This window comes from Aeromicrobium sp. REDSEA-S38_B2 (genome assembly GCF_001628525.1).
In the GTDB taxonomy this organism is placed as follows: domain Bacteria; phylum Actinomycetota; class Actinomycetes; order Propionibacteriales; family Nocardioidaceae; genus Aeromicrobium; species Aeromicrobium erythreum.
Genome location: NZ_LUNH01000075.1, coordinates 1 through 18,267, shown reverse-complemented (window position 1 = coordinate 18,267; position 18,267 = coordinate 1). Strand labels below are relative to the sequence as shown.

The following is an 18,267-nucleotide window of genomic DNA, read 5'->3' as shown; positions in this document are numbered from 1 at the left end:
CCCCCATCCTCACCGCCGGCAAGCACACCGTCCTCGACGTCGGCCGCACCCACCGCCTCGCCACACCCCACCAACGAAAAGCCGTCGTCAACCGACAAGGCGGCACCTGCGCCGGACCCGGCTGCCACGGACCCGTCGTCCACGTCCACCACATCCAGTACTGGTCCGAAGGCGGACCGACTGACCTCGCCAACCTCATCGGGCTCTGCCCCAGATGCCATTCCGCGGTGCACCAAGGGTTCTTCACCATCGACCCCGACACCCACCAGACCCATCGCACCCTGCGCACCCGACGCACCAGTACCCGCCGCGCCCGAGCCGGCTGAGGGCCTGGAGAACGTCGGACCCCCGCCCGACACTCCAGGCTCGCTGGCCACCCGCGCGTGCTCATGCGGCTCTACCTTCGCGGCTGAGGGCGCCGCCGACCAGGTCTTCTAGGGTGGGCGCGTGCACGACACCCCGGCCCCTCGCTCGTCAGCGCGACGCTGGGGCCGGCTCCGCGTCCCCACGCTCGTCCTGACCTTCGGCCCCGCCGTCATGGTCGCGCTGGTCGTCCTGCTCACCTGGACAGAGTCCGCTGGCTACCTGCCCACCCTCGAACAGGTCGTCTCCTGGGAGGAGACCGCCGGCTCCGTCACGTTCGGACTCTTCGCCGCCGCCGTCGTCCTCGCCTGGTGGGCCCCGCGCGTCGCCGCCGTCCTCACCCTCGTCGCCCTCTCACCCCTCGGCGACCCAGGCCCCGGGTTCGTCGTCCGGCACCTGTGGCTCGGTTGGCTCGCCGTCGTCGTCGCCGACGTCATGCTCCGGCGCGCCCAGGCACGGGTGGGCCGCCCCGCAGGCCACCCGCTGCCGGACGACGTGCTGAGCCTCGGCCGTCGCAGCGACCCCTGGCGTGTGCCACGGCGCGTGACCGCAGGCCTCCTCGTCGTCGCGAGCCTCACCGCGATGCTCCTCTGGCTCGACCGCCGCGCCACCTTCATCGACCTCGGTGAGCGCGGCCGTCCTGCCGCCGCCGTCGTCACCGGCGTCGACAGGTTCGAGGACAGCCTGGACGTCCGCGTCGGCTCCCGGACGTACGACTTCTGGGTCGACGACGCGAGCACCTACCGCGAGGGCCAGGACGTCACCGTCATGGTCGACCCGCTCGGCGAGGAACGACCGTGGGGGCTCGGCAACGCCGACCCCGACGACTGGTCGATGCTCCCGATGCTCACCGGAGTCCTCCTGGGAGTCGCGGTGCTCCTCAGCGCCGCCGGCCCCGTACGCAAGGCGCGACTGCTGCTCCAGTTGGCTCCCGGGCGACCCGGCTGGGACGTCGAGGTCGAGCCGTACGGCCCCCACCTGCTCGTGAGGCCGCTCGACGACGACCGGCCCGTCACCCTGCTCCTCACGCCGGAGCCCCTCGACGAGCGACCGGGAGGGCTGCCGCCCTGGCTGAAGAGCTGGTGGCCCTCCGAGCTCTGGTTCCCGGACGCGTGGATCGGCGACCCGAGCACCCTCGACGACGTCTGGGACGAGATCGACGGGGACGACGACGCCCCGCAGGACCCTCCCGCACGTCGTCCGGCGACGGTGCACGGCCTCGAGCGTCTCGGCGGTGCCACCCTCGTGGTCCTCGAGGACGGCACGGGACTGCTGTCCACCCGCGCGTCGCGCGACCCTGTCACGGTCGGCTCCCTCGCGCACCGGGTCGGGGACGCGCTGGGCGGGTTCGGCCGCTCCCGCCAGTCCCTGCGCGTCGACCCCGCAGCACGCCACTCACGGACGACCTCGACGGCCCGTGACGCCGCCCGTCCCTCGCCGCTGCGCCACCTGCTGCCGCTGGTCTCCGCGCTGGTACCCGTCGGAGCCGTGGGCGTCTTCCTCGCCGTCCTGTGGTTCTGGCGCACCCTCCCTCCTGAGGAGGGGGTCCCGGGCTGGTTCCTCGTGCTGCTCGCTGCGGCGTTCGTCGGAGAGGGCGCTGCGCGACTGCTCCACCTCGGCGCCCGTCCGGTCACGACGTACGAGGGTGTCGTGCAGGTGCACGACGTCTACACGACGCTGCACGTGCCGGGGACCCTCGTCGCCGACGTACGCCGACGGCCCTGGTACCTCGCGATCGACATCGCCGGCACCCGGAAGACCGTGAGCGTGCACGACCGGCCCGCGTGGGGTCGGCTCGACGCCATGGCCGACGACGTGCGTCAGTGCGCCGAGACGTCGACGGTCGACGGCACGGTCAAGCGACGACCCAACGCCGGCGTCCTCGCCGCCCTGCTCGGCGCGAGTGCCGTCGTCGGCGCCACGCTGATCGGGACCGGCGGCATGCTGCCGCTCGCCTGAGTCGCAGTCCAGCGGACCGCGGGCTACTGCACGAGCCCCTCGGACTTCAGCCAGTCCCGCGCGACGATGGCCGGGTCCTGGCCCTCGACATCGACCTTGGCGTTCAGCTCGAGCATGACGTCGTTGGTCAGCTTCGGGAGCACCTGGGCGAAGATCTCCTCCACCTCGGGGTGCTCCTTCAAGAACGACGTGCGGGCGACGAAGCTCAGGTTGTACAACGGGAAGAACTCCTTGTCGTCCTCCAGCACCCGCAGCTTCAGACCCGGGATGCGGCCGTCGGTCGTGAACACCTCGCCGAAGTTGCAGGTGCCGCGCGCGGTCGCCGTGTAGATGACGCCCGTGTCGAGGGTCGTCACCTTGCCGAGGTCGGCCTCGGTGAGTCCGTACGTCTTCAGCATCGGGACGAAGCCGTCGTCGCGCTTGGCGAACTCGCTCTCGACGCAGAACGTGCGCTGGTCCTTCGGCAGGTCCTTCAGCTGCGAGAGCTTGGTGATGCCGAGCTCCTCGCCCTTCTTCTCGGCGATCGCGAACGCGTACGTGTTGTTCATGGGGGCGTAGGGCAGCCAGGTCAGCCCGTTCTTCAGGTCCGCGTCGTAGACGGCCTTGTACTGCTGCTCCTCGCCCTTCACCGGCTTCTGGTTGCCGAGGTAGTTGATCCAGCCGGTGCCCGTGTACTCCGGGGAGATGTCGACGCGACCGTCGAGCAGCGCCTGGCGGACGCCGAAGCTGCCGGGCGTGTTGCTGAGGTTCGTGACGTCGGCACCGGCCACGCTCAGCACCGTCGACATCATGTTGCCGAGCACGAGCTGCTCGGTGAAGTCCTTCGCCGCCACGGTGACCGGGACGCCCTCGAGCGACTTCACCCGCTTGATGGTGCCGGGCTCGGCGCCGAGCACCGCTCCCGACGCCGACTGCAGGCCGCAGCCGGCCAACCCCAGGCAGGCCAGGGCGACGGCGGACGTGACGAGCTTGCTGCGCAGGTGACCTCGCACGTCAGCCCACTCCCTTCGGGGCGGCGGCGATCTCGACGAGACGCGCCAGCCAGTCGATGAACAGGGCCAGGGCCGCGACCAGGATCGCGCCGACCATCAGCACGACGTCCTGCTGCAGCTTGATGCCGGTGGTGATCAGCTCACCGAGACCCCCGGCGCCGGTGAACGACGCCAGGGCCGCGGTGCCGACGATCAGCACCAGGGCGGTACGGACGCCGGCGACGATGACGCGCAGCGCGAGCGGCAGCTCGACGCGCACGAGGGTGCCGCCCGCCGAGACGCCCATGCCGCGCGACGCCTCGACCAGACGCTGGTCGACGCCGTCGAGACCGGTGACCGTGTTGGCCACGATCGGCAGGATGCCGTACACCGCGAGGGCGACGATCGCGCCCGTGGCGCCCACGTCGAAGATCACGGAGCCGAGGGCGATGAGGCCGATCGCCGGGGCGGCCTGCCCGAAGCCGGCGACGGTGATGATCGGCTTGGAGAAGCGTCGCATCGGACCCCGCGTCAACGCGATGCCGAGCGGGATCGCGACCACGCAGGTCAGGAGCGTCGCGACGAGGCTGATGAACAGGTGCTGCCCGGTCAGGTCGAGCAGGTTGTCGACCGTGAGCGAGCGGCGCTCCACGTCGGTGACGTCCGCGGTGTTCACGTAGACCAGGCAACCGACGACCGCGGCGACGACGACGAGCGGCTGGCCGATCCAGCGACCGATGCCCGGACGGTCGACGGTGACGGTCGGGGTCGCCGCCTCGCCCCGCACGGCCGCGTCGTTCGCCGGACCGGCGGTGGTGGCGCTCACGGCTGCACCGGGTCGACGTCCGCAGCGCTGCTGCTGAGCTGCTGCATCGCCTGCATGATCGTCTCGACGCGGATGACGCCCTGGTAGACGTTGCGCCGACCCGTGACCACGACGACGCCGTGCGACGACGTGAGCATCTCATCGAGCGCGTCGTTGAGGGTCGAGGCGGAGCTGACGGTCTCGAGCTCCAGGTCGCGTGACACGCGGTCCAGCGCGCCGCCCCGCTCGAGCTCGCGGACGGAGACCCACCGCTGCGGGCGCTCCTGCGCGTCAAGGACGATCACCCAGTCGCGACCCTTGGCCCGGGCGTCCTGCGCAGCCGCGGCTGCGTCGCCGCCGACGTGCGCGACGGCGGCCTCGTGCAGCTCGACGTCACGCACGCGGGTGAGCGTCAGCTGCTTCAGAGCGGCACCGTGGCCGACGAAACCCTCGACGAACTCGTTCGCCGGCGACGTCAGGATGGCCTCGGGCGTGTCGTACTGGACGATCCGCGAGCCGACGTCGAGGATCGCGATCCGGTCGCCGAGCTTCACCGCCTCGTCGAAGTCGTGCGTGACGAACACGATCGTCTTGCGCAGCTCCTCCTGCAGGCGCAGGAGCTCGTCCTGCAGCCGCTGGCGGGTGATGGGGTCGACGGCGCCGAACGGCTCGTCCATCAGCAGCACCGGCGGGTCGGCCGCCAAGGCCCGGGCCACGCCCACCCGCTGCTGCTGGCCGCCGGACAGCTCCCGGGGGTACCGGTCGCGGTACTGCTCGGGGTCGAGGTTCACCAGGTCGAGCAGCTCGTCGACGCGCGCGGCGACGCGGTCCTTCTTCCAGCCGAGCAGCCGCGGCACGATCGCGATGTTCTCGGCGACCGTGTAGTGCGGGAACAGCCCGGCGCCCTGGATGACGTAGCCGATGCGTCGGCGCAGGTCGTCGGCGTCCTGGTCGGTGACGTCCTCGTCGCCGATGTAGATGCGACCGCTGGTCGGCTCGATGAGCCGGTTGATCATCTTCATCGTCGTGGTCTTGCCGCAGCCCGACGGGCCGACGAGCATGACGATCTCGCCGGCGGGGATCTCGAGCGTCACGTCGTCGACGGCCGCGCCGGACTGGCCCGAGTACTTCTTGGTGACGTTCTCGAGCAGGATGCGCTGCCCGTGCGACTGCTGCCCGGACGTGGTGGTGGTCGTGGTGGTCTCAGACACGGATGCCCCTGGAGGTCGTGGCTCGGGTGAGCAGGTTGAGGACGAGGTCGAGCACGACGGCGAGGAGGATGATCCCGACCGTGCCCGCGACGATGGAGTACGTGGCGTTGGCCCCGCCGGTGCGGGAGATGCCCGAGAAGATGTAGCCGCCGAGGCCGGGCCCCAGCACGTAGGCCGCGATCGCGGCGATGCCCATGAGCATCTGGCCCGAGACGCGGACGCCGGTCATGATGACCGGCCACGCGAGCGGCAGCTCGAGCCGCACGAGCGTGGCCACTCGCCCCATGCCCATGCCGCGCGCCGACTCCACGAGCGCCTGGTCGACACCGGTGAGGCCGATGATCACGTTGCGCAGGATCGGCAGGAACCCGAAGAAGACCAGGGCGATGACCGAGGGCAGCACCCCGATGCCGACGACACCGACCAGCAGGCCGAGCAGCGCGTACGAGGGGAGCGTCAGCCCGACGGACGACAGCGCCTGCGCCGCGGCGGTGCCCCAGCGGGACCGGTAGGCCAGCACGCCGAGCACGATCGCCAGCAGCGTGGCCGCGGCCAACGTCTGCACCACCAGGCTCAGGTGCTGGTACGCCAGGAACGACAGCACCGACCATCGATCGTGGACGAAGTCGAGGAAGCCCACACGTCACCTCTCGTCAGGACGGTGACGCAGGCAGGAGCCGTCGTCCGCCGTCGCGGGTGCTCAGCACGCTAACGGAGTCGGACGGATGTGCAACTGCGCGTGACGGCGCGTCGCCCCGCCGCGTCGACGGGTCAGGCGGGGGTGGCGACCTCGAGGATGCGGCTCAGGAGGCCGCCGACGAACTTGGGGCTGTCGTCGGTGGAGAGCTCCGCCGCGAGCTCGACGGCCTCGCTCACGGCGACCGGCCCGGGCACGTCGTCGACGTAGACGATCTCGAGGACGGCGACGCGCAGGAGGTTGCGGTCGACCCCGGGCATGCGGTCCAGCGTCCAGCCGCGGGAGTGCTCGGCGATGAGGCCGTCGATGTGCTGCTGGTGCTCCATGACACCCTCGACCAGCCGGACCGTGTAGGGGTTGACCGGCGGGTCGTTGGTCTCGCGCCGCGCCGCGAGCGTCCCGCCCAGGGGCAGGCCCTGGAGCTCGGACTCGAAGAGGATGTCGAGGGCGCGCTTGCGGTACTTGGTGCGCGCGCCCATCAGGCCTTCACGCGGCCGAGGTAGTTGCCGTCGCGGGTGTCGACCTTGACCTTCTCGCCGGTGGTGACGAACAGCGGCACCTGGATCTCGCGACCCGTCTCCAGGCGCGCGGGCTTCGTGCCGCCGCTGGAGCGGTCACCCTGCAGGCCCGGCTCGGTGTGCTCGATGAGCAGCTCGACCGAGAGCGGCAGCTCGACGTAGAGCACGCGGCCCTCGTTCGTGGCCACGGTGGCCTCCTGGTTCTCCAGGAGGAAGTCGGGCGCGCTGCCCATGGCCTCGGGCGCGATCTCGAGCTGGTCGTACGTCTGCACGTCCATGAACACGTAGTTCGTGCCGTCGTTGTAGAGGTACTGCATGTCGCGCTTGTCGACGGTGGCGGTCTCGACCTTGGTGCCGGCGTTGAAGGTCTTGTCGACGACCTTGCCCGACTCGACGTTCTTCATCTTGGTGCGCACGAAGGCGGGACCCTTGCCCGGCTTGACGTGCTGGAACTCGATGACGGTCCAGAGCTGGCCGTCGATGTTCAGCACCATGCCGTTCTTCAGGTCGTTCGTGGTGGCCATCAGGCGATCTCCAGGAGCTCGGTGGTCAGGTCGGTCAGCACCTCGGGGGTACCCGTGGCGGCCGGCGTGACGAGGACGGTGTCTTCGATGCGCACTCCCCCGCGGCCCGGGACGTAGATGCCCGGTTCCATGGTGAGGACGGTGCGACGCCCCAGTGTACCGACGTGCGCCGCGGCGATGAACGGGTCCTCGTGGATCTGCAGACCCACGCCGTGGCCCAGGCCGGTGGTGAAGTGCTCGAGCCACCCGGCCTCGTCGAGGACGCCCCGCGCGACGGCGTCCACCTCGGCCACGGGACGACCCTCGCGCAACGCGTCGACACCGGCGGCCTGCGACGCACGCACCGCGGCGTGGACCTCGCGCTGCCAGGCGTCGGCGGTGCCGAGCACGACGGTGCGCGTGCAGTCGGCGTGGTAACCGGCGACCCGCGCGCCGAAGTCGGTCTTGAGGAGGTCACCGGGCTGCAGCACCCGGTCGGTCGGGTGGTGGTGCGGCACGGCGGTGTTCGGGCCCGACGCGAGGATGGTCTCGAAGGCGACGGCCTCGGCGCCGAGCTCGAGCATGCGCCACTCGAGGTCGCGGGCGACGTCGCGCTCGGTCCGCCCCACCAGCGGACCCGCCCAGAGCGCTTCCAGCGCGGCCGCGGAGACCCGGCAGGCCTCGCGCAGCGCCGCCACCTCCACGTCGTCCTTCGTCTCGCGCGCCCGCTCGACCACCCGGTCGGCGGCGACGAGGTCGACCCCGGGCGCCGCGTCACCCAGCGTCGCGTGGGCGTCGACGCTCAGCGTGTGCGTCTCGACGGCCCACGCTCCCCCGACGTCGGCGAGTCGCGGGCCCGCGACGCCGAGCAGGTCGCGCGTGATGGTGTGCTCGAGACCGGGCACCTCGGCCGCGGCCTGGTCGCGGTAGCGGCCGTCGGTGAGGAACAGTCCACTGCCGTCAGCGCGCAGCACGAGGGCGCCGTTCGAGCCCGTGAACCCGGTGAGGTACCGGACGTTGACCAGCGTCGTGACCACGAGGCCGGCCCGACCGGCGTCGGCGAGCGACGCACCCACGCGCTCGCGGCGACGCTGCAGCGTCTGCGCGTCCGGCGCCAGGGTCGTGCTCATCGGGCAGCGCCCGGTGACGACGAGGGAGCGGCGAGGGCCGCGAAGGAGTCGCGCAGCGTCTGCTCGTCGGGGCCGGCGAGGATCGTCGTGCGTCCGAGGTCCTCGAGCACCACGAACCGCAGCTGGTCGCCGCGCGTCTTCTTGTCCAGACGCATCGCCGCGAGCAGCGGCGAGAAGGCGCCCGCCCACGTGGTCGGCAGCGACAGCGACGACAGCACGTCGCGGTGACGCTGCACGAGGTCGGCGTCGATGAGGCCGTGCCGGTGCGCCAGCTCCGCCACGTAGACCATGCCGACGCTGATCGCCTCGCCGTGGCGCACCGTGTACCGCTCCTCGCGCTCGATCGCGTGCCCCAGGGTGTGTCCGTAGTTCAGCGCCTCCCGGCCGATGCCGCTGTCGTCCTCGGCACCCCCGCCGGTGCTCTTCGCCGCCCACGGCCCGGCACCCCGGCCGGCGCCCTTCGCCGCCCAAGGCCCGGCACCCCCGCCGGTCTCCCGCAGGTCGCCGGCGACGGTCTGCGCCTTCACCCGGATCCCCTTGGCGACCAGCTCGGCGAGGATCGCCGACGTCGGGTCGAGCACGGCTCCCGTGCCGACGCCCTCGATCAGCTCCAGGATCGACGGGTCGGCGATGAACCCGCACTTCACCACCTCGGCGAGCCCGCTGCGCAGCTCCGCGGACGGCAGGTCGACCAGCAGGTCGAGGTCGCACAGGACGCCGACGGGCTCGTGGAACGCGCCGACGAGGTTCTTGCCGGCCGCGGTGTTGATGCCGGTCTTGCCGCCGACCGCCGCGTCGACCATGCCCAGCACCGTGGTGGAGACGTTGACGAACCGGACCCCACGCAACCAGCTCGCGGCCACGAAGCCGGCCAGGTCGGTCGTCGCCCCGCCGCCGAACCCGACCACGACGTCGGAGCGGGTGAAGCCGGTGCGCCCGAGGACGTCCCAGCAGTACTGCAGGACCTCGGCGTTCTTCGCGGCCTCGCCGTCGGGCACTTCGAGCAGGTGCACGTCGAGCGCCCGCGTCGCCTGCTCGCGCAGCAGGGTCGACCGGAGCCGTGCGGCGCGCTCGCGCAGCACCGTCGGGTGCACGATCGCGACCCGACGCACGTCGTCCCCGACGAGCGACGCGAGCTGGTCGCTCACGCCGGAGCCGACGAGGACGTCGTACGGGGCGGACGTCTCGACCCGGATGCGGACGGTCATGGGGTGGCGTTCTCCTGGATCAGCTGGTGGATGCGGGCGGCGACGTCGTCGGCGGTGAGGTCGTCGGTGACCACGGTGTGCGTGGCGAGGTCCTCGTAGACCGGGCGGCGCGCGTCGAGCAGCGCCTTCATGGTCGCGCGGACGTTGCCGAGGAGCAGCGGCCGGTTCGTGCCGAGGCCGACGCGCTGAGCGGCGGCGGACAGGCTGACGTCGAGGAAGACGACGCGCTGCTCGCGCAGCAGCTGCTGGGTGCCCGGGTGGAGGACGGCACCGCCGCCCAGTGCCAGCACGCCGTGGTGCTCCTGCAGCGCGCTCGCGACCGCGGCGGCCTCGAGCTCACGGAAGTGCGCCTCGCCGTGCTCGACGAAGAGGTCCTGCACGCTGGAGCCCGTCGAGCGCTCGACGTCGACGTCGGTGTCGCGCACGGAGGTGCCGAGCCGGTCGGCGAGGCGGCGCGCCACCGTCGTCTTGCCGGCGCCCGGTGCGCCGACGAGCACGACGACCGGCGTCACCGGTACCTCAGGTGCTCGCGGTACGCCTCGACGTTGCGCCGGACCTCCTCGACGGAGTCGCCGCCGAACTTCTCGGTGATCGCGTCGGCGACGACCAGCGCGACCATGGCCTCGGCGACGATGCCCGCCGCGGGCACGGCGCACACGTCGGAGCGCTGGTGGTGGGCGCGGGTCTCCTCGCCGGTGCTGACGTCGACGGTGCGCAGCGCGCGCGGGACGGTCGCGATGGGCTTCATCGCGGCGCGCACGCGCAGCAGCTCGCCGGTCGTCATGCCGCCCTCGGTCCCGCCGGAGCGGCCGGAGACGCGGCGGATGCCCTCGTCGGTCGGGACGATCTCGTCGTGCGCGAGCGAGCCGCGCGTGCGGGCGAGCTCGAAGCCGTCGCCGACCTCGACGCCCTTGATGGCCTGGATGCCCATGAGCGCCGCCGCGAGCCGCGCGTCGAGGCGCCGGTCCCAGTGGGTGTACGAGCCGAGTCCGGGCGGCAGGCCCTCGACGACGACCTCGACGACGCCGCCGAGCGTGTCGCCGTCCTTGTGGGCGGCGTCGACCTCGGCCACCATGGCCGTGCTGGTGGCGGCGTCGAAGCAGCGCACCGGGTCGGCGTCGAGCGCCTCGACGTCGGAGTACCGGGGCACCACGCCGGCAGGGGCGGACACGGTCCCGAGCTCCACGACGTGCGACAGGACCGTCGCGCCCGTCGTCTGCTCGACGAACTTGGCCGCCACCTCGCCGAGCGCGACGCGGGCGGCGGTCTCGCGGGCGCTGGCCCGCTCAAGGACGGGTCGGGCCTCGTCGAAGCCGTACTTCTGCATGCCGGCGAGGTCGGCGTGCCCCGGACGCGGACGCGTGAGCGGGGCACCGCGCTTCAGGCCGTCGAGCACCTCGGGGTCGACGGGGTCGGCCGCCATGACCTGCTCCCACTTGGGCCACTCGCTGTTGCCGATCCGCAGGGCGACGGGGCTGCCCATCGACACGCCGTGCCGCAGGCCGCCGATCACCTCGAGCTCGTCGGCCTCGAAGCTCATGCGGGCACCGCGGCCGTAGCCGAGGCGGCGACGCGCCAGCGCGTCCTGGACGTCCTTGCTGGTCACGTGCACGCCGGCAGGGAGTCCCTCGAGGATCGCGACGAGCGCAGGTCCGTGGGACTCACCGGCAGTCAGCCATCGAAGCATGGGGGTCATTGTGTCAGGAACCGTCCTGCGGGGACCGAGCCGCCCGCCCCCGCACGCCCGGACGGGACACGCGCCCACGCCGTGCCATCATGGAGGCGTCCCCTCCCTGGGGGCTCGGACGAGGCTGCCGTACCCGACCAGCGCAAAGACGGCAGGTCAGGAGCCCGTCATGTCGTGGATCGTGCTCGTGGGGTCCGGCGTCCTCGAGGCGGTGTGGGCCACGGCCCTCGGCCGCTCCGACGGTCTCAGCCGGCTCGCCCCCACGGTCGTGTTCGCCGTCGCCCTCGTGACCAGCATGGTCGGTCTCGCGTGGGCCATGCGCGAGCTGCCGACCGGCACCGCCTACGCGGTGTGGGTCGGCATCGGCGCGACCCTCACCGCTGCGTGGGCGATGGCGCAGGGCGAGGAGCCGTTGTCGGTCGCCCGGGTGCTGTGCCTGCTGGCCGTCGTCGGCGGGATCGTCGGGCTCAAGCTGACGCACTGAACCACGACCTCCGACGGTCCCCGGCGCGAGCGGTCAGCCGTGCAGCAGCACCGCGAGCGGGGGCCCGAGGAACGCGCCGAGCACGAGGTAGGGGCCGAAGGCGAACGGGTCGCGGCGACCGATGCGGCCCGTCCGGTACAGGACGACGCCCGCGACGGCGCCGACGACGAACCCCGCGTACGTGCCGTACAGCGTCGCGCTCGGACCCACCGCCCCGAGGAGAAGGCCGACGAGGGCGGCGAGCCGGACGTCGCCGAAGCCGAAGGGCTGACGGACCCAGCGTCCCAGGGTGTAGACGGCGCGGAACACCGCGAAGACGACGACGTTGCCGAGGAGTCCCTTCAGCAGGATGCCGAGGTCGCCGGCCAGCAGGGCCGCGAGCGCGACGAGCACGAGGCACACCGCGTGCAGCGGCAGCGTGAGGAGGTACGGCAGCAGACGCGTGCGCAGGTCGACCCACGCCAGCCAGCTCCCTGCGCCGGCGAATATGGCCCATGCCGGCAGCAGCCACGGGCCGTCCAACGCGGTGGCGACCACGAGCAGCAGCAGCACCGACGTCAGCGCCAGCCCCGCTGCGAGGTGCGGACGGCGGGCGAGCTCGACGTACGGCTCCTTGGGCGGCTCGTCCGGGTCGTCCTCGGGGTGCGGGGACGGCTCGGGCAGGCGCGCGATCGCGGCGGGGCCGAGAGCCCCCAGGATCCCGGCCGCCAGCGCGGCGGCCACGACGTACGCGATGTCCACGCCCGCAGACTATGCGCTCGCGAGGACCTCCAGCGCGGCCCCGCGCACGACGTCGACGTCGACCGACGCACCCGTCATGAGGCGCAGCTGGAGGACGGCCTGGTGCGCGAGGAGGTCCAGACCGGTGACGACCGGACGGCCGGCCGCCCTGGCCGCGACGCTCAGCCGCGTCGGCCAGGGGTCGTAGACGACGTCGAAGACCGCCGCCGCGTCGGCCGCCCAGGCGTCGGCCCGCTCCCCCGCCACGGACTCCGGGACGGTGGAGACCAGCAGGTCGACCGGACCGGTCGGCGACGTCGAGGCGTCGAGCACGCGGGCCTCCAGGCCGGCGGCGTGGACCGCGGCCACCGTCTCCTCGGCGCGGCCGACGTCGCGCACGACGAGCTCGACCAGACCGGCTCCCAGGCCGGCCACGGCGTGCGCGACCGACGCGGCCGTCGCGCCCGCGCCCAGGACGCGGACGACCGGCACGTCGACCACGCCGGCCTCCGACAGCGCGGCGCGCGCGCCGGGGACGTCGGTGTTGTCGGCGCGCACGTGGCGACCGCGCGGTCCCTGCTCCAGGAGCAGCGTGTTGGCGCCGCCGGCGGCACGCGCGACGTCGGTGACGCTGTCGGCGAGGTCGAGCGCGTCGCGCTTGTGCGGTGCGGTGACGGCGAGAGCCCGCCACGACGCGTCGAGGGCGTCGACGTGCGCCGGCAGCTCGCCAGGCGCGACGTCGACGGCCTCAAAGGTCCAGTCGAGGCCCAGCACCGCGTACGCGGCCCGGTGCATCGTCGGCGACAGCGAGTGCGCCACAGGGTGCCCGACGACGGCGCAGCGGCGGCCCGAGCCGTGGTCAGCCACCGCAGGAGCCGGCGCCGTAGACCTTCTGGCAGTCGGCCGTGTGCTTGGCAAAGCTCGTGTTGAAGATGGTGACGCCCTGCTTGTCGGCGAAGAAGTACAGCCAGTCGCCCTGCGCGGGGTTCAGTGCGGCCTCGATGGTCTTCTCCCCGGGCGAGCCGATCGGTCCGGGCGGCAGGCCGGTGTTCTGGTACGTGTTGTACTCCGACGGGTTGGCGCGCTCCTCGGGCGTCGTCCAGACGTCGCCCTCGCGCTTGCTCACGTACGACACGGTCGAGTCGAGCTGCAGCGGCATGCCGTCGGCGATGCGGTTGTAGAGCACCCGCGCGACCTTGGGGTAGTCCTCGTCGCGGGCGGCCTCGTACTCGAGGATGCTCGCGACCGTCAGCACGTCCTCCTTGGAGAGCCCGAGCGCCCGCGCCCGGGTGTCGATGTCGAGGTCGTTCTCGACGTCGAGGGTCTTCTTGACCATCTGCTGCAGCAGCTCGAGCGCCGTGGTCCCGGGCTCGACCGTGTAGGTCGCCGGGTACAGGTAGCCCTCGGGGTTGCCGTTCGCCTCCGGGGGCAGGCCGAGCTCCCTCGGGTCGTCGAGGACCTTCGTCACGTCGGCCTCGCGGATCTCCGAGCCCGCGGCGATCGCCTTGACGATCTGCCCGACGCGCGAGCCCTCGGGGATGACGACGCGTCCCTCGACACGGTTCGACGTGTCGGTCAGGCCGTCGAGGGCCGCCGCGGCCGACATCTTGCGGCGCAGCTGGTAGAAGCCCGGCTGGATCGTCGAGAACCGGTCGTCGTTGAGCGAGAGCTGGTAGAAGGCCTCGGCGGTCTTGACGACGTCCTGCTTGGCCAGGATGCGGGCCATGGCCTGCCCGTCCGCGCCCGACGGGATCTCCACGACGACCTCGCCGCTGCCCCGACCCGTGTAGTCCTGCGGACCGTTCAGGTAGGTGCCGGCCTTGTCCCAGACGACCTTGCCGCCGAAGACGATGCCACCGACGAGCGCGAGCACGAGGATGATGCGCCCCCACCGCGGACCTCGCCGCGGGGCACGTCGGCCTCCGGGGCGGGTCGCGCGACGGTCGCCCGGCTCGCTGCCGAGGATGTCGAGTCCGCTGTCGCTCACGTAGACCTCAGATCGTCTCGCCCGGGGCGCTGCCACGGGTCCGTTCGGTGTCCAGGGCGGTCTGCAGGATCACCGCGGCCGCGGTCTGGTCGATCACCTGACGTCGTTTCCGTCCTGGACGCCCGCCCTCGCGGAGCAGGCTGTCGGCAGTCATCGTAGACATGCGCTCGTCGAACAGCCGGACAACCCGCGGATCGACGGCCTCGCGCAGACCCTGCGCGAACCCGCGCACCTTCGCCGCGGCGGGCCCCTCGCGACCGTTGAGCGAGACGGGAAGACCGACGACCAGCTCGAGCGCGTCGACCTCCTCGGCCAGGGCCACGAGGCGGGCGACGGCGTCGCGTCCGGCCGCCACCGTCTCGAGCGGCGTCGCGACCAGACCGTCGGGATCGCAGACGGCGACGCCGATGCGCACGTCGCCGACGTCGACCCCCAGCCTGCGGCCCCGCCTCATCGGTTCCGCCTCATCGGCCCGTCCTCATGCAGCCGCCGTCATCGTCCGACCGCCACGCGGACCGCGTCGAGCACGGCGGCGAAGGCTGCGTCGATGCCTCCGACGTCGGTGCCGCCGCCCTGCGCGACGTCGGGCTTGCCGCCGCCCTTGCCGCCGATCCGCTCGCCGACGACGCCGACGAGGGCGTTGGCCGCGAGCCCCCGCTCCTGCGCGGCGGGGGTGAGCGCCACGACCACGGACAGCTCGGCCGCCTTGAGCTTCTCGAGCTCCTTCTCGGTGGCCTTCAGCCGGGCGAGGAGGTCGTTGACCCGGGTCGGGACCTCCTCGGGACGCGCCTTGAGCACGTCGGTGAGCTGGAGCACGAGGTCGCGCTCCTTCGCGAGGTAGGCGAAGCCCTCGAGGCCGGTGAGCGCCTCGATGCGGCGGTTGCCGGCGCCGACGGACCCGTCGGAGGTGACGACGACGGTGCCGATCTGGCTGGAGCGGTCGACGTGCGTGCCACCGCACAGCTCGCGCGACCAGGGCCCGCCGATCTCGACGACGCGCACCTCCTCGCCGTACGTCTCGCCGAAGAGCGCGAGCGCGCCCCACTCCCGGGCCTCGGGCAGCGTCATGTACTGCGCCGAGACCGGCAGGTCCTCGCGCAGCGCCCGGTTCGACACGTGCTCGACGTCGTGCAGCTGCTCGGGCGAGAGCGCGCCGCTCCACCCGAAGTCGAGGCGCAGGTAGCCGGGGCGGTTGTACGAGCCCGACTGGAGCGCCGTGGGGCCGAGCACCTCGCGCAGCGCCGCGTGGACGACGTGCGTGCCGGAGTGCGCCTGCCGCGCACCGAGACGCCACTCGGGGTCCACGTCGGCGGAGAGCTGCTCGTCGACGACCAGCTCGCCCTCCAGCACGCGCACCTGGTGGACGACCAGGCCCTTGATGGGGCGCTGGACGTCGAGCACCTCGGCGGTGCCACCGCCGTGGCCGGACCACGTGAGGGTGCCGGCGTCGGCGTTCTGGCCGCCGGACTCGGCGTAGAACGGGGTGCGGTCGAGCACGACCTCGCCGATGCTGCCCGCCGTGAGCGCCGGCACGGCCTCGCCCTGGCTCAGCAGCGCCAGGACCCTCGACTCCGTCGAGAGCGTCGTGTACGCCTGCCAGTCCGTCGGACCGTTCGCGTCGAGCGCGGCCCGGTAGGCGTGGGTGTCGGCGTGGACGCCCTTCTTGGCCTTCGCGTCGGCCTTGGCGCGTGCCTTCTGCTCGGCCATGAGGGCCCGGAAGCCGTCGGCGTCGACGCTGAGCCCCTGCTCCTGCGCCATCTCGAGGGTGAGGTCGATCGGGAAGCCGTAGGTGTCGTGCAGGGTGAAGGCGGCCTCGCCGGACAGCCCCGTGCCGCCGTCGGCCTTCACCTTCTGCGCCGCGACGTCGAAGATCTGCGTGCCCTTGCCGAGCGTGGAGCGGAACGCGTCCTCCTCGGCGTAGGCGACCTGCTCGATCCGCGGGAAGTCGGCCTCCAGCTCGGGGTAGGAGGCCTTCATGCGGTCGAGGCTGACGGGCAGCAGCTCCGGCAGCGCCGGGTCCTCGTAGCCCAGCAGGCGCATGGAGCGCACGGCGCGGCGCAGCAGGCGACGCAGCACGTAGCCGCGGGCCTCGTTGCCGGGCGTGACGCCGTCGCCCATGAGCATCAGGCCCGAGCGGACGTGGTCGGCGACCACGCGGAAGCGCACGTCGTCGACGTGGTTCGCGCCGTAGGTGCGTCCGGTCAGCTGCGAGGCGCGCTCGATGACGGGGAAGACCTCGTCGGTCTCGTAGAGGTTCTGCTTGCCCTGCAGGAGGTAGGCCACCCGCTCCAGGCCCATGCCGGTGTCGATGTTCTGGCTGGGCAGCGGGCCGACCACGTCGAACTGGTCCTTGGCGCGGACGTTGGTGATCTCCTCCTGCATGAACACGAGGTTCCAGATCTCCAGGAAGCGGTCCTCGTCGACGACCGGGCCGCCGTCGGGTCCGAACTCGGGGCCGCGGTCGATGTAGATCTCGCTGCAGGGCCCGCCGGGGCCGGGCACGCCCATGTGCCAGTAGTTGTCGTTGAGGTCGCGGTCCTGGATCCGCTCGTCGGGCAGCCCGGCGACGGAGCGCCACAGCTCGCGCGACTCGTGGTCGCCTTCCAGGACGGTGACCCACACCTTCTCGGCGTCGAAGCCGAGGCCGCCGTCGTCGACGTGGCCGGTGACGAGCCGCCACGCGTGCGTGATGGCACCTTCCTTGAAGTACTGACCGAAGCTGAAGTTGCCGTTCATCTGGAAGAACGTGCCGTGCCGCGTGGTCTTGCCGACCTCCTCGATGTCGAGGGTGCGCACGCACTTCTGCACGCTGGTCGCGGTGCCGTAGGGCGGCGTCTCCTGGCCGAGGAAGTACGGCTTGAACGGCACCATGCCTGCGTTCACGAAGAGCAGGTTCGGGTCCTCGAGCAGCAACGGCGCCGACGGCTCGACGGTGTGTCCGGCGGCCTCGAAGTGGGCGAGGAAGCGGCGCCGGATCTCTGCGGTCTGCATCAGGGGTGGTCTCTCTCGTCGGGGAGGTCGGGGGCGGCGTCGTCGAGCGGTGCGGCGTCGAGCGGCGCGAGGGTCGTGGCGGGGCCGAGGGGCTCGGGATGGGGGTCGTCGGCGGCGAGCTCGCGGGCGAACCGGTGCTCGGCGGTCGTCATGCCGTCGCGGACCTCGTCGGCGAAGGCCCGCACGCCCGTGCCGAGCGCGGCGGCCTGGTCGATGAGTCCGGGCATCGACATGCGGTAGGCGGCGCGGCGTGCCTTGACGCTCGCGTAGACACCGGCGGCGGAGCCGGCGACGAACCAGATCAGCCGCGGGTTCATCGCTCCCCCAGCCACTGGTCGGCGGGCGCGGTCGGCAGCGCCGACGCGTGCGCGGCGCGGGCGGCGCGACGTCCGGCGCGCAGCCGCTCGCGGCGACGTCCGCGGTACTCGCGTCGCACCAGGGCGCTGATCCGGTCGCGGCTCTCGGGTCGCAGCGCGTGCGCGAGGCCTTCGGCGACGACCGCGAGCCGCACCTGGGGTCGGCTCAGCGTGGCCGCCACGACCTGGTCCTGCGTGGGCGGGACGACGACGCGACCCTCCACCACCCGGGGTGCGAGCGCACCGGACCGCTCCGAGACAGGCAGGTCCGTCCGCGGCGCGCGGGTGCGCTCCACGCGCACGAGCTCGCCGGGGACGACGGACGCGGCGACGTCCTCGTGCACGGGCTCGAGCGGCGGGGCCGGCGACGCGGCGGGCACAGCGGGCACGGGACCGCGGGCGACCCGACGGGCGGCGAGGACCGCCACGACCGCAGCGACCACGGTCACGACCGCGAGCACCGCGGTGGCGACCAGGACGACGACGTCGGAGGGCATGGTGTCGAGGTTACTAGGAACGGCGGCCCTGCTCCCGCGTGGGAGACGGGCCGCTGTCGTCGTGCGCGTCGAGTCCGGTGGTCGACGCGGCGTCACCCGGCCCCTGCGGACCGGACGCGAGGGGTGCCGCGGCTCCGGGCGGGCTGCAGCCTTCTGCCTCGTGCCTGGTGCCTGGTCACG

Annotated in this window: 20 protein-coding genes and 1 riboswitch; of the genes, 3 read left to right on the top strand and 17 right to left on the bottom strand. The window is 72.6% G+C overall.

Going from position 1 to position 18,267, the window contains the following annotated elements; translation table 11 throughout:
* Nucleotides 1-326, top strand: a 326-nt coding sequence (locus A6Q81_RS13945) for an HNH endonuclease (RefSeq protein WP_286690830.1), incomplete at its 5' end; no start/stop codon positions are given.
* A gap of 121 nt (nucleotides 327-447) precedes the next feature.
* Entirely contained in the window at nucleotides 448-2,322 is a 1,875-nt protein-coding gene (locus A6Q81_RS13940; RefSeq protein ID WP_286690829.1) for a hypothetical protein, read from the top strand.
* 23 nt (nucleotides 2,323-2,345) lie between these two features.
* Here the strand turns inward: A6Q81_RS13940 and A6Q81_RS13935 are convergent, their stop codons facing one another.
* The 10 genes from A6Q81_RS13935 to aroC form a co-directional block, all read right to left on the bottom strand.
* Nucleotides 2,346-3,314, bottom strand: coding sequence for a glycine betaine ABC transporter substrate-binding protein (locus A6Q81_RS13935; protein WP_202967655.1), 969 nt, complete (start codon nucleotides 3,312-3,314; stop codon nucleotides 2,346-2,348).
* 1 nt (nucleotide 3,315) lies between these two features.
* Nucleotides 3,316-4,119, bottom strand: a complete 804-nt coding sequence (locus tag A6Q81_RS13930) for an ABC transporter permease (RefSeq protein ID WP_286690828.1) — start codon at nucleotides 4,117-4,119, stop codon at nucleotides 3,316-3,318.
* Nucleotides 4,116-5,309, bottom strand: a complete 1,194-nt coding sequence (locus tag A6Q81_RS13925; RefSeq protein ID WP_067857836.1) for a betaine/proline/choline family ABC transporter ATP-binding protein — start codon at nucleotides 5,307-5,309, stop codon at nucleotides 4,116-4,118. The genes A6Q81_RS13930 and A6Q81_RS13925 overlap by 4 nt, the downstream gene beginning before the upstream one ends.
* Entirely contained in the window at nucleotides 5,302-5,949 is a 648-nt protein-coding gene (locus tag A6Q81_RS13920; protein WP_286690827.1) for an ABC transporter permease, read from the bottom strand. Before A6Q81_RS13920 ends, A6Q81_RS13925 begins: the two co-directional genes overlap by 8 nt.
* 131 nt (nucleotides 5,950-6,080) lie before the next feature.
* Nucleotides 6,081-6,485 carry a transcription antitermination factor NusB gene (nusB, locus tag A6Q81_RS13915; protein WP_286690826.1) on the bottom strand — a complete coding sequence of 135 codons (405 nt, stop codon included), beginning with the start codon at nucleotides 6,483-6,485 and terminating at the stop codon, nucleotides 6,081-6,083.
* Nucleotides 6,485-7,051, bottom strand: a complete 567-nt coding sequence (gene efp, locus A6Q81_RS13910) for an elongation factor P (protein ID WP_502692824.1) — start codon at nucleotides 7,049-7,051, stop codon at nucleotides 6,485-6,487. The genes nusB and efp overlap by 1 nt, the downstream gene beginning before the upstream one ends.
* A complete protein-coding gene (locus A6Q81_RS13905; RefSeq protein WP_286690824.1) occupies nucleotides 7,048-8,157 on the bottom strand; it encodes a M24 family metallopeptidase in 1,110 nt (369 codons plus the stop codon). The genes efp and A6Q81_RS13905 overlap by 4 nt, the downstream gene beginning before the upstream one ends.
* On the bottom strand, nucleotides 8,154-9,365 hold the full coding sequence (locus A6Q81_RS13900; protein ID WP_286690823.1) for a 3-dehydroquinate synthase family protein: 1,212 nt from the start codon (nucleotides 9,363-9,365) through the stop codon (nucleotides 8,154-8,156). Before A6Q81_RS13900 ends, A6Q81_RS13905 begins: the two co-directional genes overlap by 4 nt.
* A complete protein-coding gene (locus tag A6Q81_RS13895) occupies nucleotides 9,362-9,877 on the bottom strand; it encodes a shikimate kinase (protein WP_286690822.1) in 516 nt (171 codons plus the stop codon). The genes A6Q81_RS13900 and A6Q81_RS13895 overlap by 4 nt, the downstream gene beginning before the upstream one ends.
* A complete protein-coding gene (aroC, locus tag A6Q81_RS13890; RefSeq protein WP_067861575.1) occupies nucleotides 9,874-11,052 on the bottom strand; it encodes a chorismate synthase in 1,179 nt (392 codons plus the stop codon). Before aroC ends, A6Q81_RS13895 begins: the two co-directional genes overlap by 4 nt.
* A 94-nt stretch (nucleotides 11,053-11,146) precedes the next feature.
* A riboswitch (guanidine-III (ykkC-III) riboswitch) is annotated at nucleotides 11,147-11,210 on the top strand.
* Between the two features lie 11 nt (nucleotides 11,211-11,221).
* On the opposite strand from aroC, the gene A6Q81_RS13885 reads away from it, so the two are divergent.
* Complete coding sequence (locus A6Q81_RS13885; RefSeq protein WP_067857856.1) at nucleotides 11,222-11,536, top strand: DMT family transporter; 315 nt, start codon at nucleotides 11,222-11,224, stop codon at nucleotides 11,534-11,536.
* A gap of 33 nt (nucleotides 11,537-11,569) precedes the next feature.
* Here A6Q81_RS13885 and A6Q81_RS13880 read toward each other — a convergent pair whose 3' ends face one another.
* From A6Q81_RS13880 to A6Q81_RS13850, 7 genes are read right to left on the bottom strand one after another with little or no spacing between them, the layout of a single operon-like run.
* Nucleotides 11,570-12,277, bottom strand: a complete 708-nt coding sequence (locus tag A6Q81_RS13880) for a prepilin peptidase (RefSeq protein ID WP_286690821.1) — start codon at nucleotides 12,275-12,277, stop codon at nucleotides 11,570-11,572.
* Nucleotides 12,278-12,286: 9 nt separating this feature from the next.
* Nucleotides 12,287-13,123, bottom strand: a complete 837-nt coding sequence (locus tag A6Q81_RS13875; RefSeq protein ID WP_083516380.1) for a shikimate dehydrogenase family protein — start codon at nucleotides 13,121-13,123, stop codon at nucleotides 12,287-12,289.
* A complete protein-coding gene (gene mltG / locus A6Q81_RS13870; RefSeq protein WP_286690820.1) occupies nucleotides 13,116-14,243 on the bottom strand; it encodes an endolytic transglycosylase MltG in 1,128 nt (375 codons plus the stop codon). The genes A6Q81_RS13875 and mltG overlap by 8 nt, the downstream gene beginning before the upstream one ends.
* Before the next feature lie 7 nt (nucleotides 14,244-14,250).
* Nucleotides 14,251-14,697 (bottom strand): Holliday junction resolvase RuvX, encoded by a 447-nt coding sequence (gene ruvX / locus A6Q81_RS13865; RefSeq protein WP_286690819.1) that lies wholly within the window; start codon nucleotides 14,695-14,697, stop codon nucleotides 14,251-14,253.
* A gap of 38 nt (nucleotides 14,698-14,735) precedes the next feature.
* The gene (gene alaS / locus A6Q81_RS13860; protein ID WP_286690818.1) at nucleotides 14,736-17,234 is read right to left on the bottom strand and encodes an alanine--tRNA ligase; all 2,499 of its coding nucleotides are present in this window, start codon (nucleotides 17,232-17,234) and stop codon (nucleotides 14,736-14,738) included.
* Nucleotides 17,234-17,551, bottom strand: a complete 318-nt coding sequence (locus A6Q81_RS13855; protein ID WP_067857870.1) for a DUF6167 family protein — start codon at nucleotides 17,549-17,551, stop codon at nucleotides 17,234-17,236. The genes alaS and A6Q81_RS13855 overlap by 1 nt, the downstream gene beginning before the upstream one ends.
* Nucleotides 17,548-18,087 carry a hypothetical protein gene (locus A6Q81_RS13850; RefSeq protein WP_286690817.1) on the bottom strand — a complete coding sequence of 180 codons (540 nt, stop codon included), beginning with the start codon at nucleotides 18,085-18,087 and terminating at the stop codon, nucleotides 17,548-17,550. Before A6Q81_RS13850 ends, A6Q81_RS13855 begins: the two co-directional genes overlap by 4 nt.
* Nucleotides 18,088-18,267: the final 180 nt, after the last annotated feature.